Source organism: Novilysobacter erysipheiresistens (assembly GCF_036663935.1).
Taxonomy (GTDB): Bacteria; Pseudomonadota; Gammaproteobacteria; order Xanthomonadales; family Xanthomonadaceae; genus Novilysobacter; species Novilysobacter erysipheiresistens.
In genome coordinates this window covers 165,879-179,695 of record NZ_JAXGFP010000004.1, presented here as the reverse complement: position 1 = coordinate 179,695, position 13,817 = coordinate 165,879, and the positions used below count along the sequence as shown (strand labels likewise).

At 61.3% G+C, this 13,817-nt stretch carries 9 protein-coding genes; all 9 read left to right on the top strand.

What is annotated here, in order from left to right:
• The first annotated feature begins 397 nt into the window (after window positions 1–397).
• Entirely contained in the window at window positions 398–616 is a 219-nt protein-coding gene (locus SNE34_RS09110; RefSeq protein ID WP_332616670.1) for an HP1242/YdcH family protein, read from the top strand.
• A 247-nt stretch (window positions 617–863) separates the two neighbouring features.
• A complete protein-coding gene (locus SNE34_RS09105; RefSeq protein WP_332616669.1) occupies window positions 864–2,240 on the top strand; it encodes a pyridoxal-phosphate dependent enzyme in 1,377 nt (458 codons plus the stop codon).
• Window positions 2,237–3,586, top strand: coding sequence for a glycosyltransferase (locus tag SNE34_RS09100; protein ID WP_332616668.1), 1,350 nt, complete (start codon window positions 2,237–2,239; stop codon window positions 3,584–3,586). Before SNE34_RS09105 ends, SNE34_RS09100 begins: the two co-directional genes overlap by 4 nt.
• A 91-nt stretch (window positions 3,587–3,677) precedes the next feature.
• Window positions 3,678–4,856: a cystathionine gamma-synthase gene (locus tag SNE34_RS09095; RefSeq protein WP_332616667.1), complete on the top strand. Its 1,179-nt coding sequence runs from the start codon at window positions 3,678–3,680 to the stop codon at window positions 4,854–4,856.
• A 58-nt stretch (window positions 4,857–4,914) separates the two neighbouring features.
• On the top strand, window positions 4,915–5,703 hold the full coding sequence (locus SNE34_RS09090; protein ID WP_332616666.1) for an ABC transporter permease: 789 nt from the start codon (window positions 4,915–4,917) through the stop codon (window positions 5,701–5,703).
• Window positions 5,704–5,719: 16 nt separating this feature from the next.
• Window positions 5,720–6,463, top strand: coding sequence for an ABC transporter ATP-binding protein (locus SNE34_RS09085; RefSeq protein WP_332616665.1), 744 nt, complete (start codon window positions 5,720–5,722; stop codon window positions 6,461–6,463).
• Between the two features lie 69 nt (window positions 6,464–6,532).
• On the top strand, window positions 6,533–7,795 hold the full coding sequence (gene wecC / locus SNE34_RS09080) for a UDP-N-acetyl-D-mannosamine dehydrogenase (protein ID WP_332616664.1): 1,263 nt from the start codon (window positions 6,533–6,535) through the stop codon (window positions 7,793–7,795).
• 63 nt (window positions 7,796–7,858) lie between these two features.
• The gene (locus SNE34_RS09075; RefSeq protein ID WP_332616663.1) at window positions 7,859–11,632 is read left to right on the top strand and encodes a glycosyltransferase family protein; all 3,774 of its coding nucleotides are present in this window, start codon (window positions 7,859–7,861) and stop codon (window positions 11,630–11,632) included.
• On the top strand, window positions 11,629–13,677 hold the full coding sequence (locus tag SNE34_RS09070; protein WP_332616662.1) for a DUF6270 domain-containing protein: 2,049 nt from the start codon (window positions 11,629–11,631) through the stop codon (window positions 13,675–13,677). Before SNE34_RS09075 ends, SNE34_RS09070 begins: the two co-directional genes overlap by 4 nt.
• Window positions 13,678–13,817: the final 140 nt, after the last annotated feature.

Sequence of the window (13,817 nt, the reverse complement as noted above, 5' to 3'; positions counted from 1 at the left end):
CGGAGGTTCATCCGGCCGTCGGTTTCGTGAACAGGGCCCGCCACCGGCCCCGCAAGGGTCCCGTCCAACAGGCCGGACGACCGGCCATCGGCCTCTCCCGCGCGACCCTTGTGGCCCCCCGGACCGAGGAGTAGGGTCAAATCTCCAAGCGGCGGTTTTCCGCTTGGCGATGAGCCGGACCGACCATGCACAACCCCGTTCCACTCGATCCACCCGGGCAGGAATCCGCCGCCGAACCGCGCGCGGCCGCCCTGCGGGGGATCGGGAAAAACGGCATCGCCCCGGATGTTCCGCGCCGCCGGCCCCTGCCTGGCATTGCCGTTGCCATCAATGATTACCCCATGAACGCCTCGACCGCCCGGCCGAGGCGTTCTCATTCGTGCTGAAGGAGGCTTTCATGTTCGACGAACAACCGCAGCCGGAAATCGAAGCACTGATCAAGGCCAACCCCGAGTTCAAGCAGCTCTACCAGCGCCACAAGACCCTCGACAAGAAGGTGATGGATGCCGAACTCGGGGTGCTGCCGATCGACGACACCACGCTGTCACGGATGAAGCGCGAGAAACTCGCGGCCAAGGATCGCCTCACCCGGATGTACGACACCCAGCCGCACTGACCGGCTGCGGCCACACTGAAGTCCGCCGCGGGCGGTGGCGACGATCCTCGTCCGACCGCCATCGCCCGCCCATGCGACTGATTCATGTAGGAGCGACGTAAGTCGCGACCTGTACATCGCGCCACCGGTTCGGCGGGTCGCGACTTACGTCGCCCCTACAGAAAGCCGTCGCCCCCGCGGCCTCCTCCGCACCATCCCGTAGAATCCCGTATCCGCCGCGATCCGCCGGCGCCAGCCGCGTGCCTGAATGTCCATCTCCGCCTCCGTACTCGACCTGATCGGCGACACCCCGATCGTCAAGGCCCAGCATCTCGACACCGGGGTCTGCGAGCTGTATTTCAAGCTCGAATCGCAGAACCCCGGCGGTTCGATCAAGGACCGCATCGGCCTGAAGATGATCGAGGCCGCCGAGTCGCGCGGCGACATCAGGCCCGGCGACACCCTGGTCGAGGGCACCGCCGGCAACACCGGCCTCGGCCTGGCGCTGGTCGCCCAGCAGAAGGGCTACAAACTGGTGCTGGTGGTCCCGGACAAGATGAGCCGGGAGAAGATCTTCAACCTCAAGGCGATGGGCGCACAGGTCGTGTTGACGCGCTCGGACGTCGCCAAGGGCCACCCGGATTACTACCAGGACCTCGCCGAGCGCCTCGCCCGCGAGACCCCGGGTGCCTACTTCATCAACCAGTTCGGCAACCCCGACAACCCGGCCGCGCACGAGCACGGCACCGGCCCGGAGATCCTCGCCCAGATGGCCGAGGTCGGCGGCGTCGACGCCATCGTGTTCGGCTGCGGCAGCTCCGGCACCATGACCGGGCTGTCGCGCTGCTTCGCCGAACAATCCCCGCACACCGAACTGATCCTGGCCGACCCGGTCGGTTCGATCCTGACCGAGTACATCAACCAGGGCACCCTCAGCGACAAGTCGGCCAGCTGGATGGTCGAGGGGATCGGCGAGGACTTCCTGCCGTCGATCTCCGACTTCACCCGGGTGAAAAAGGCCTATGCGATTTCCGACAAGGAAAGCTTCCTGACCGCGCGCATGCTGCTGGAGAAGGAAGGCATCCTCGGCGGCTCCTCCACCGGCACCCTGCTGGCCGCCGCGCTGAAATACTGCGCCGAACAGACCACCCCGAAGAAGGTGCTGGTGTTCGTCTGCGACACCGGCAACAAGTACCTGTCGAAGATGTACAACGACTACTGGATGGTCGACAACGGCTTCCTCGAGCGCGAGCAGGCCGGCAACCTCGGCGACCTGATCCTGCGCCCGTTCTCGCTGCGCGACACTGTCGTGGTCGGCCAGGGCGACCTGCTGGTGACCGCCTACCAGCGCATGAAGCTGTACGACGTCAGCCAACTGCCGGTGATGCAGGACGACGAACTGGTCGGCATCGTCGACGAGTCCGACATCCTGATGCACGTCTACGGCGACGAAGGCCGATTCCGCGACCCGGTGGCGACGGCGATGGTCAGCAAGCTCGACAAGGTCGACGTGCGCGCCCCGATCGAGGCGCTGCTGCCGGTGTTTGACCGCGGCCACGTCGCCATCGTCACCGACGGCGAGAAGTTCCTCGGCCTGATCACACGCATCGACCTGCTGAACTACCTGCGCCGGCGGGTGGAGTGAGCCTGACGGCCGACAGCGGTTCCGTGACCCGAAAGCTCCGTGTTCTGCTCATCGCATATGAGTTCCCGCCTAACGCTTCTGCTCAATCGCTGCGCTGGGCTTATCTGGCGGGACGGTTGGCGGAGTTTGGACACGAAGTGCACGTAATGGCGCCGGCTATTGCCGGTGCTGCCGAGGGGTTGCCGCCGCTTGGGCCTCAGGTCAAGGTGCATCGTGTCTGGCCGGGGCCCGTTCGGTCGTTGATTGGTTGGCTTGAGCGACGCAGGCCGGCGCACGCCCCCGACGGGGCGGGCACCTCGACAAGTGTCACCGCCCCTTCGAGCGCGGCGGTCCGTTCGCTGGCGCCCCCGAGACTGAACTGGAAAGGTCGGTTGCTGCACAAGTGCCTGCGCACGATAGGTTGGAGCGTTTTTCCCGACGTTCGAGGCGAATGGTACCTACCGGGTCGCCTCGCGCTCTCGCGGCTGCTTCGCGAGGTGCGCCCGGATGTCGTGGTTTCCTCCCACGAACCGGCCATTACCCTGCAACTAGGCCTGCATGCCAAACGAAAGGGCTTTCGTTGGGTTGTCGACATGGCCGATCCCGTCCTCGCTCCATACACGCCGCTTCGCTGGCGCCGGCATGCACGCGATCTGGAGGCACGGGTCATGCGTGACGCGGATCAGGTTCTGATGACGACCCAATCCGCAATCGAGCTCCTGCGGGAGAGGCATGGGGATACCGGCGCCCCCATGTCCGTGGCGACGCAAGGTTTTGATGAGGAACTTTCTGCAGACCGGTTGCCCAAGAGGCGTGACGGAGACCTGAAGCTACTTTACGCAGGGAGCTTTTACAGCTTCCGAGACCCGAGGGTACTGATCGAGGCGATCCTTGACGTGCCCAATACCTCCCTTTGGATTGCCTCGGGCAATGTTCCTGACTGGGTGATTGCGTGTGCCAAAGAGTTTCCGCGTAAGTTGATCCTGTTGGGAGCCGTGCCTCATCGCCATCTTCTGCGGCTCCAGCGCCAGACGGACATTTTGGTCAACCTCGCGAACGCGGATCCATGTCAGGTGCCCGGAAAGTTGTACGAGTACTTCGGAGCAGGTCGACCGATCCTCCACTTGTCCGTAGCCGAAAGCGACTCGTCGGGTGATCTGCTGCGGGTGCTGAAGCGGGGTTGGGCACGCCGTGGCGACCGTGCTGAGGTCGTACGCGTTCTATCCGAACTCGTCGATATGCACCGAGAAGGTCGCCTGGAAGCAGGGCTCGATCTTACGCTGGAGCGGGTTCGGGGTTGGACGTGGACCGCCACGGCGCGTCAGGTGGAGAGCGTCCTTCTTCAGACAGTCAATGCGGGATCGTGAACGGCCTCGAGATGAAGGACTGGCCTCGACAAGTCCGCTAGAATGTCAGGTTCGCCTCGACACACAACTCACGCGTCGAACCGGGAGAACCATGCTTAACTCCAACAAGGGTGCCCCCCCTCACGGCCTCGGCACCCTCGCCATCCATGCCGGCCAGTCGCCCGACCCCAGCACCGGTGCGGTGATGACGCCGATCTACCAGACCTCGACCTACGTGCAGTCGAGCCCGGGCGTGCACCAGGGCTTCGAGTACACCCGCAGCCATAACCCGACCCGGTTCGCCTACGAACGCTGTGTCGCCGCGCTGGAAGGCGGCAGCCGCGGGTTCGCGTTCGCCTCGGGCATGGCCGCGACCTCGACCATCCTCGAGCTGCTGGACTCCGGCAGACACGTCATCGCGATGGACGACGTCTACGGCGGCACCTACCGCCTGTTCGAGCGCGTCCGCCGCCGCAGTGCCGGGCTGGACTTCAGCTGGGTCGACCTCAGCGACGCCGCCGCGTTCGAGGCCGCGATCCGGCCCGAGACCAGGATGGTCTGGATCGAGACCCCGACCAACCCGCTGCTGAAGCTGGTCGACATCGCCCAGATCGCCGCGATCGCCCGCAAGCGCGGCCTGATCGTTGTGGTCGACAACACCTTCAGCTCGCCGATCCTGCAGCGCCCGATCGAGTACGGCGCCGACATTGTCATGCACTCTGCGACCAAGTACCTCAACGGCCACTCCGACATGGTTGGTGGCATGGTCGTGGTCGGCGACGACGCCGAACTGGCCGAGCAGGTGGCGTTCCTGCAGAACTCCATCGGCGGCGTGCAGGGGCCGTTTGACAGCTTCCTGGCCCTGCGCGGGCTGAAGACGCTGCATCTGCGGATGAAGGCGCATTGCGAGAACGCGCAGGCGCTGGCGGAGTGGCTGGAAGGCCATCCGGCGATCGAGAAGGTCATCTACCCAGGCCTGAAGTCGCACCCGCAGCATGAGCTGGCCGGACGGCAGATGGACGGTTTCGGCGGGATGGTGTCGATCCTGCTCAAGGGCGGCGTGGAGGCTGCGAAGCGGTTCTGCGAGCGCACGGAGCTGTTTGCGTTGGCCGAGTCCCTGGGCGGTGTCGAGAGCCTGGTCAACCATCCGGCGATCATGACTCACGCGTCGGTGCCGGTGGAGCGTAGGGAGGCTCTGGGAGTGAATGACAATCTGGTGCGTCTATCGGTTGGCGTTGAAAATCAGGCGGATCTGCGTAGTGACATTGAATCGGCGTTGATTGCGCGATGATTGAAGTTCGGAAATTTCATTTCGCGCCTGCTCACCGCACCCGCTGGGATGTCCTGTCGTGAAGGGCGTATTGCGCGACATGCGCAGCAGTATCCATCACCGTGAATTCTGGGCTTATGCGGTGTGGCTGGACATAGCTACCCGCTACCGACGCACCCGGCTGGGTGTCGGCTGGTTGCTACTGCCGCCGCTCGCCTATGTGCTCGGAATCGGATATCTGTACTCCCACATGATGGGAGGCAGCCCTGGGACGTTTATTCCCCATCTTGGATTTGGTTACATCCTGTGGCGGTTGTCTATTCAGACGATGACCGAATCAGCAGACGTCTTTGCCATGCATCAAGCGTTCATCATGGACGGCCGGACCCGGTTCACGGATTTCATTCTGCGTACGTTCGCCAAGTCGTTTTTATTTTTCATGGTGGGGCTCCTGGTCGTGGTGACTATCGTACTGATGGTGTCACCGACAAACCCTGCCTGGCTGCTGACGTTGGCGTTCACGTTGCCGGTGCTATTCCTCAACATACTGTGGATGTCAATCATCATCAGCTTGTTCGGGGCGCGTTTTCCTGACACCAAGGAAATGATTGGCACCATTCTTATCTTTGGGTTTCTGCTTACCCCTATCTTGTGGGATGCCTCCATGGTTCCGCCGGAGACCATTCGTGGTTTGGTGATGCGGTTCAACCCGTTTTTTCACTTGATCGAGTTCGTGCGCGCCCCGGCTTTGGGTGCAATGCCGGAAGCTACGACGTTGTACGCCATCGGCGCGATGTCGGTGTTCGGCTGGGTAATGGCTGCGTTCCTGTACCGGCGTTATGCACGGTTCGTGCCGCTATGGATTTGAAGGTGAGGTTTTTCCGATGACGGCGCATTTGCGGGCGACTGGCGTTGGTCTGTGCGTGCCACATTACGTACAACGTGCGCGCAATCACAAGTCGTGGTTCGGTACGTTGCTTGGCGCATCCACAGCGCGGCCCGAACGGGTCTTCCGCACCATCCTTGAGGACGTATCGTTCGAAGCAACCGAAGGTGATCGGGTCGCGTTGATCGGACGTAATGGTGCCGGCAAGTCCAGCTTGCTCCGTGTGTTGACGGGTGCTTATCCGCCAACCACGGGTCGGCTTGAAGTGGAAGGGCGGCGCCAGGCACTGCTTAACATTTCGTTGGGCTTCAGCGGCGAAGCGACCGTCGAGGAGAATATCCTGTTGCGCGGTACTGCGATGGGCCTGCCGGCAGACCGAATTCGCGAACTCACGCGCGATATTCTGGAGTTCTCCGGCCTGAATGACGCGGCGCAGCATCGACTGCGCACTCTGTCGGCCGGCCAACGCATGCGTCTCGGCTTTGCGGTATCGACGGCAGCCGAAGGCGACATAATGCTACTGGATGAATGGCTGGGTGCCGGCGATATGCAGTTCATCCGGAAAGCCAGGGCGCGAATGAACGATCGCGTCAAGGGCAGTAGGATCGTGATTCTCGCCACTCACAACCTCGAAATCGCGCGCCGGGTCTGCAACAAGGGCGTGGTGCTGGAGAACGGTCGGGTGGCGTTCGCCGGCGGCGTGATCGAGTCGATCCTGGAATATCGAAAACTGTGCCGTTGACGCCCGGGTACGGAAAGCGCCCGAACCCATGCTGTCGCTTTATTATTATTGGACTATTGGAATTGCCCCATGCAGAGTCATGATACTCAAGATGTCAATACCTTATCCGTCATCGGGCTTGGTTACATAGGGCTGCCGACCGCCGCTATGTTCGCCTCCACCGGCCTGGATACGGTTGGCGTTGACGTAAGCCGACGGGCAGTGGATGCAATCAACTGCGGCAAGGCCCATATCGAGGAAGGCAATCTCGACGAGCTTGTCGAACGATGCGTCCAGACCGGCCACCTGAGAGCGGTGATGAAACCGGTGGCTGCCGATGCGTTCATCATCGCAGTGCCGACTCCCGTGGGTAAGGATGAGGGGCACAGTCCCGACGTGTCCTACATCCAGGCTGCCGGGCTTGCCATCGCCGCAGTCTTGAAGCGTGGCGACTTGATAATCCTGGAATCCACCTCGCCGGTGGGTACCACTGGCATGTTGGCTGAACTGCTTGCCCAAGCCAGGCCCGACCTGAGCTTCCCGCAGACGGCAGGTGAGCAGGCCGACGTGTGTCTCGCATACTGCCCTGAGCGGATCATTCCCGGCCAGATGCTGCGGGAACTGGTCGAGAATGACCGGATCATTGGCGGAATGACCCCGCGTTGCGCGGAGCGCGCCGCGACCTTGTACAAGCGTTTCGTGCGTGGTGTTTGCCACATCACCACGGACCGTACCGCCGAGATGGTCAAGTTGACCGAAAACTCGTTTCGCGACGTCAATATTGCATTTGCCAACGAACTGTCGATGATCTGCGATGACCTCGACATCGACGTCTGGAAGGTGATCGAGTTCGCCAACCGCCATCCCCGCGTATCCATCCTGAAGCCTGGTGCAGGCGTGGGTGGCCATTGCATTGCGGTGGACCCGTGGTTCATCGTCTCCAGCTCGCCAGAGCGAGCTCGCATGATCCGTACCGCGCGTGAAGTCAACGATCTCAAACCGCACCACGTCGTCGCCAAGGTCGACGCGGCATTGACCGCGAACCCGGAAGCTACTGTTGCTTGCCTGGGCTTGACGTACAAGCCCGACGTGGATGACTTCCGTGAAAGCCCCTCGCTGGAGATTGCCAGCATCCTGTCGCGCAAGTACGCGGGACGTGTTGTCAGTTGCGATCCGTTCTTCACGGCACTACCGGACGATGAGGCACGCGATCGCGCAATCACTTTCGTCGAAACCGAGAAGGCGTTGCAGGAAGCGGATGTGATCGTGGTACTGGTGCCGCACAGCGCCTTCCATGGCTTTCCAAAACCGCAGAACAAGGTCGTTGTCGATCCCGTGGGCTTTTGGGTCTGACCAGGATTTGTATCTGAGCGACGTCCGTCGGGCGTTCCAAACCCAAGTTGAAGTGAGGAAGTGATGGCGGGCACGGGTCGGAATCCGGAGGTAACGCAGGCAGAACATCCCTCCGACCCGCCGGTCGGTGCCGGGCGACAGCTGGATGGGACGCAACAACGCATCCGGCAACTGCACGACGATCTTCGGCGCAGCCAGGGGGAAGCCCGTGAGTTGCGCGCAACCGTCCAGCGGATCGAACGTGAGAACTCGCGCAGGGCAGACCTGCTGATTGAAGCGGATGCATTACTGACCGCGATGGAAGCGGGCCTGCATGCGTTGCTGCGCTCCATCTCCCTGCAGCTGGGCTACGTGATCACGCGCTCGGTTCGATCGGTTACAGGCATGTTGGCGTTGCCCTATCGGGTCGCGAAGCTGGTGCTGGAGGCGCGCCGCTCGGGCCGATCCATGCCCGGCGAGGCACGGCAACTGGTCACGATTCCGTTGCCACATGACTGGTTCGCACCGGCCCTGCGCCAGCAACTGGCAAGGTTCCACGCCGAGTACGCACCAGATACTGGCGACGAGAGGAAAGGCGAGGGCAATCCGGCAGCAACCATGGCACCGCGGGTAAGCGGTTTGCCGGCTAACCCGGCGGATCTCCGTGTCGCTGCGATCATGGACGAATTCACGTTCAACGCCTATCGCGATTGCTGCGATGTCAAGGCGGTGACGCCGGAAGGCTGGCGCGGGGAACTTGAACTACACAAATCCCACCTGCTGTTCATTGAGTCGGCATGGGATGGCAAGGACAGCCTGTGGCAACGCAAGATCTCCAACGCATCCGCAGAACTGCATCAGCTGGTTGCGCACTGCCGACGGATCGGCGTTCCAGTGATCTTCTGGAGCAAGGAGGACCCCGTCCACTTCAAGACGTTCCTCGACACGGCCCGGCTGGCCGACTTCGTGTTCACCACCGATATCGACTGCATCAAGCATTACAAGCTCGCGTTGGGACACGAGAGGGTGTATCTGCTGCCGTTCGCGACGCAGCCTCGTGCGCACGACCCAATCGAGCGCTACAACCGAAAACACGCGTTCTGCTTTGCCGGCTCCTATTACGTACGCTATCCGACCCGGCAGAAGGATTTCGCCAATCTTATCGCAGCGGTCTCGACGCTGGCGCCGGTCGACATCTACGATCGCAATCACGGGAAAACCCATCCCAACTACATATTTCCCGAACAATACCGGCCGCATATCCTCGGCAGCCTGCCGTTCGAGCAGATCGACATGGCCTACAAGGGCTATCAGTTCGGCATCAACATCAACACCGTAAAACACTCGCAAAGTATGTTCGCACGCCGGGTTTTCGATCTGCTGGCGAGCAACACCGTGACGGTCAGCAATTATTCCCGCGGCATGCGGCTTGCGTTCGGTGACCTGGTGATCGCCAGTGACGACAGTGAGCAGTTGATTCGCCAGCTCAAGCCGCTGGTTGAAGACCCCGTCAGGATGAGCAAATTCCGCTTGGCAGGCCTGCGCAAGGTCATGCGCGAGCACACCTACCAGCATCGACTCGGCTATGTGGTCGAGAAAGTATTCGGCCACGCCACGCAAGCGCAAGGCGCGAAAGTCGTTGTACTGGCGAATGTCGTCGATGACGCTTCGCTTGATGCGGCCATTGCCAACTATCGTCGCCAGCAGTGGGTGCACAAGCGTTTGTTGCTGAGCCTGGCAACCGGTTTCCTCCCTGCGAGCCCGCTTGTAGCCGACGACGTGGAGGTAATCCTCGCGGACCAGCACTGCCACCGAAAGCTAAGTGACCTGCTTCCCGGCGATCACTACTTTGCCCTGTTCGCGCCTGGTGACTACTACGGTCCCAATTACCTTGTCGATCTGGCTCTGGCGACCGGCTACAGCCCGGTGGATGCCGTCGGCAAGCACGCCTACTACCGACTCACCCCAAACGGCGTCCAACTGGAGAACGCCGGGGGGCAATATCAGATGAGCGAGGAAGTGGCGTTGCATCGGGCTTTGGTATTGCCGAGCGCGCTAGGCGACAACGTCACACTTGAATGGGTCCAAGCACCCCGGATCGTGCCGATCGAAACCCTGACTCTTGATGAGTTCAACTACTGCGCTGTCGCCACGGCACAGCCAGGTGACATCACTAGTGCTGTGGTAGATGATTTGGATGGTTTGGACGAAGGTCTCCCAGTCGATGAGTTGTTGAAGATCGCAGAAGACATTCGAGGGGGAACCTTGACTCTCGACGCGAGCGGCCAACATGGAATCGAGGAGATCGGTTCGAAGCGGCTCCACGATCTGTTCGGGACATTGGCCAACAAATATCTTTCGATGGAGCACGACGGCAACGAACTGATCGTCAACTCGACGGTGCCGCCGGGCAAGCATGCTTATTGTTACCTGACACAGGCGCTGTCCAAAACTTCATTGAACCTGACCGACGTCGCGCGCATGCAACTGGTTTGCGAGCCGGGCAAGGGGCTCGAGCTGGTTCTCGTTTTCCAGGACGAAGCAGACAACAAGCTCGGCCACTCCATCGTCAAGGCGGCCACCAACATCACCGCTTCGGTGCCTGCAGGAACGATTCAGGCGCTGATCGGCCTGCGCCTGACGTCGGCGGGGCGGTTCGCGATCAAGCGCCTGGCGCTCGACCACGTCCCGCTGCAGGTGGACACCATCATCGGCCGCTCCCGCACTCTGCTGCTGGCAAAAAATTATCCTTCCTATCGCGATCGCTACAAACATGCATTCGTGCACCGAAGAGCCACCGAGTACGATCGTTGTGGCGCGAGCGTTGACGTGTTCCGGATCGGCTCAGCCCAGCTTTGCTTCAGCGAACATGAAGGCGTGGATATCACTGAAGGGCAGTTCGAGCATCTGCGCGCTGCGCTGGCGTCTGGACAGTATCGCAACATCCTGGCCCATGTCCTCACGGAGCAGGCCTGGGAAGTGCTGCAGAAGTACGTTGGCCATACGCGGATCTACGTGTGGGCGCATGGATCGGAAGTGCAGCCGTGGACGCGGCGGTCGTTCGAGTACAGCACCGACGCCGAGCGTGATCGTGCAACTGTGCTTAGCGAACGACGCATGCGCTTTTGGAAGTCGCTTCTCAAGGTTCCCCATCCAAACCTTGTGATGGTTTTTGTTTCGCACCACCTTGCGGAAACTATGTTCGAAGACCTGGGCTTCCGATTGCCGGACAGTCAATACCGGGTCATTCACAACTTTGTCGATGACCAATTGTTTGCATACCGTAAAAAATCGGCGGAGCAGCGGACCAGGATTATTTCGATCAGGCCGTATGCAGGGCGAGTGTATGCCAACGATCTGACGGTCCAGGCAATCGTTGAACTCAGTCGTCGCGAGTTCTTCGATGAACTCCAGTTTCATCTCATCGGCGATGGCGTCCTGTTTGACGATACGGTCGAGCCGGTACGGGCGTTCCCGAACGTCAGGATTGAGCGTCGGTTCCTGTCGCAGCGCGAGATTGCCGATTTGCATGCCGACTACGGTGTGTTTCTGTGTCCGACGCGCATGGACTCGCAAGGCGTTTCGCGGGACGAGGCGATGGCCTCCGGACTGGTTCCGATCACCAACCCGGTTGCTGCCGTCCCCGAGTTCGTCGATGAAAACTGCGGACTGCTGGTCGAGCCCGAGAATGCTATCGCGTTGGCCGACGCCATTGAACGGCTGTATCGGGAACCAGAGTTGTTCATGCGCCTGTCGCGCGCCGCTGCGGCGAGGGTGCGCGAACAGAGCGCGTTTGAAACCACCATCGCCCGGGAGATCGAACTGTTCGACGGTCAGGCGAGGCGCGCTGGCGCATGATGCTTGCGCTGGATTACACGCGTTGGGGCAACGCGAGACACGTTTGGAACTCCACCGCCGACCTGTTGGCCGCCCCGAGCATTGCCGATGGCGTGCACAGCATCCAGGCCGAAGGACTGCCGCTCGATGTGCTGATGGTCAACGGTGCATGCTTGGGGAAAGCGACACAGACCGTACTTCCGGTGTTCTTCTCCGGCGCGGTGAGCAACCGCGGCGGCAAACCGGGACCTTTTTTCTCCGGATCTGGCATCGCCGAATCGAAGGGCATTGCAGCGATATGCATCGCTGATCCGACCCTGGCGTTGGATCCCGATCTCGGATTGGCGTGGTACGCCGGAAGTAGTCGGCAGCAAACGCAGGCTTGTGTGCTGGAGCTATTGGCCGGACTTGCCGACAAGTTTCAGATCGAATTGCTTCTGGTCGGGGGATCTGGCGCGGGGTTTGCAGCACTGCAGTTCGGGGGCAAGTTGCGGGAGCGCGCTTCAGTGCTCGTCTGGAATCCGCAAACCGATCTGCTGGCGTACTACCGCAACGCGGTCAAAACGTACTTGCGCAGTGCATTTCCGGACGAAGCCTGGGAAGACGATCCTCGATTGACCAGCGCGGGCGCCACGATGCGGGGCAAGGGAATCTCCCACGCCGTGCATCTGGATTACGCTGCGGGGCAGTTGCCGCGGCGGTTGGTGTACCTGCAGAACGCCAGCGACGACTTCCATGTGCTGAACCACGCGGGCAGCCTGCTGGCCGGCATGACGGTCGAGGCGAACGAAGGCCGATACCGAACTGCCGACGAGCGAACGCTGTTCTGGTTCGGCGATTGGGCGCAGGGGCATGAGCCAATTCCGAAGCGTACGCTTTGCGCATTGATTGACCTCATGCTGGACCCAGCGAACTCGATTGAAGCAATCAGTCATAACTTGGGAGCGCTGGACGAAGCAGGTGGCGGAGTGTCAGGGCTGCCGCTTAGTTTTCGTCATGCTGCCAATCGCGCGAACCTTGGCGTCCGGGCGGCGTTGACCGACGTGGCCACGCTGAAGGTAAGCGCGGCGGTCGAGGGAGTGCCGTCAGGACTAGGCTCTGCGCGTTTCGCCTTCTACGTCTTTTCGGGGGGCGAGCGTATTCAGGTGCGGTGGTACGAAAGCGCATCGGAGGCCGAGTTTCCGCTGTTGCCCGGCAAGCCACCAACCCGGGTTGCAGCTTTTGCGATGGACAGCTTCGGACAAAAGACAAAGGCCACGACGCCAGTCGGGTCCGCTCATGCCCGAACCCTTGGCAGTCCAGCGGCGCACGATCCGAACGTCCTATCGAATCAACCGTGTCCACCTTCCGTATTCGTGCTCGGGAGTTGCGTCTCGCGGGACGCGTTCGCACTGGTCGAAACCGACATTACCTTGGTCCGATACGTCGCCCGTACTTCGCTGGCCAGCGCCTTCCATCGAACTCCGGCGCCGGCGCACATGCTATCCGCTTTAACTTCCATGGACAGCGAGTGGCAGCGCCGGATGGTCGAGATTGATCTCGCCAGAAAACTGCCAGCCATGCTCAGATCGACTCAGTTCGACGTAGTGCTGGTGGACTTGATCGATGAACGCTTTCCCCTGTTGATGCTGGACGATGTGCCGGTCACGGCATCCACGGAGTTCAAGAAAGCGGGATTTCCGGAAGGTCGGGGCCAATCGCTGGGATATGCCAGTGGCGCGCGCATGCAGCTTTGGCTGCAAGGGGTGAGGCGGCTAATGGCTACCGTCGACCCGGGCAAGATCATTATCAATCGCGTGTATTGGGCTTCGCGGACCGCGAGCGGCGAACTTCTTGAGGATCAAGACAGCATCCGGGCCCACAACGAAATGCTCGGGAAGATGTACGCCCGGCTGGCAAGCTGTCATCCATTCGCCACGATTGATTATCCGCCGCACCTGCTGGTTGCGGATGAGAATCATCGTTGGGGGCTGTCGCCATTTCATTATGCGCCGCGGATGTATGAGCACACCATGGAACGTTTGCGCGATCTGGCCGAAGCCTCGCATGGGCTCCGGATAATCTAATGGCATTACCGCCGATTGCCCCGAGCCGGGGCGAATGAATGACTGGCTCCCTGGCAGCGCCTGGCATTTGTCCGGGCGCATGCCGAGGGTACAATGCAAGATGCATACAGCATCCAGACGCCGTCCCAGCATGGCGGACT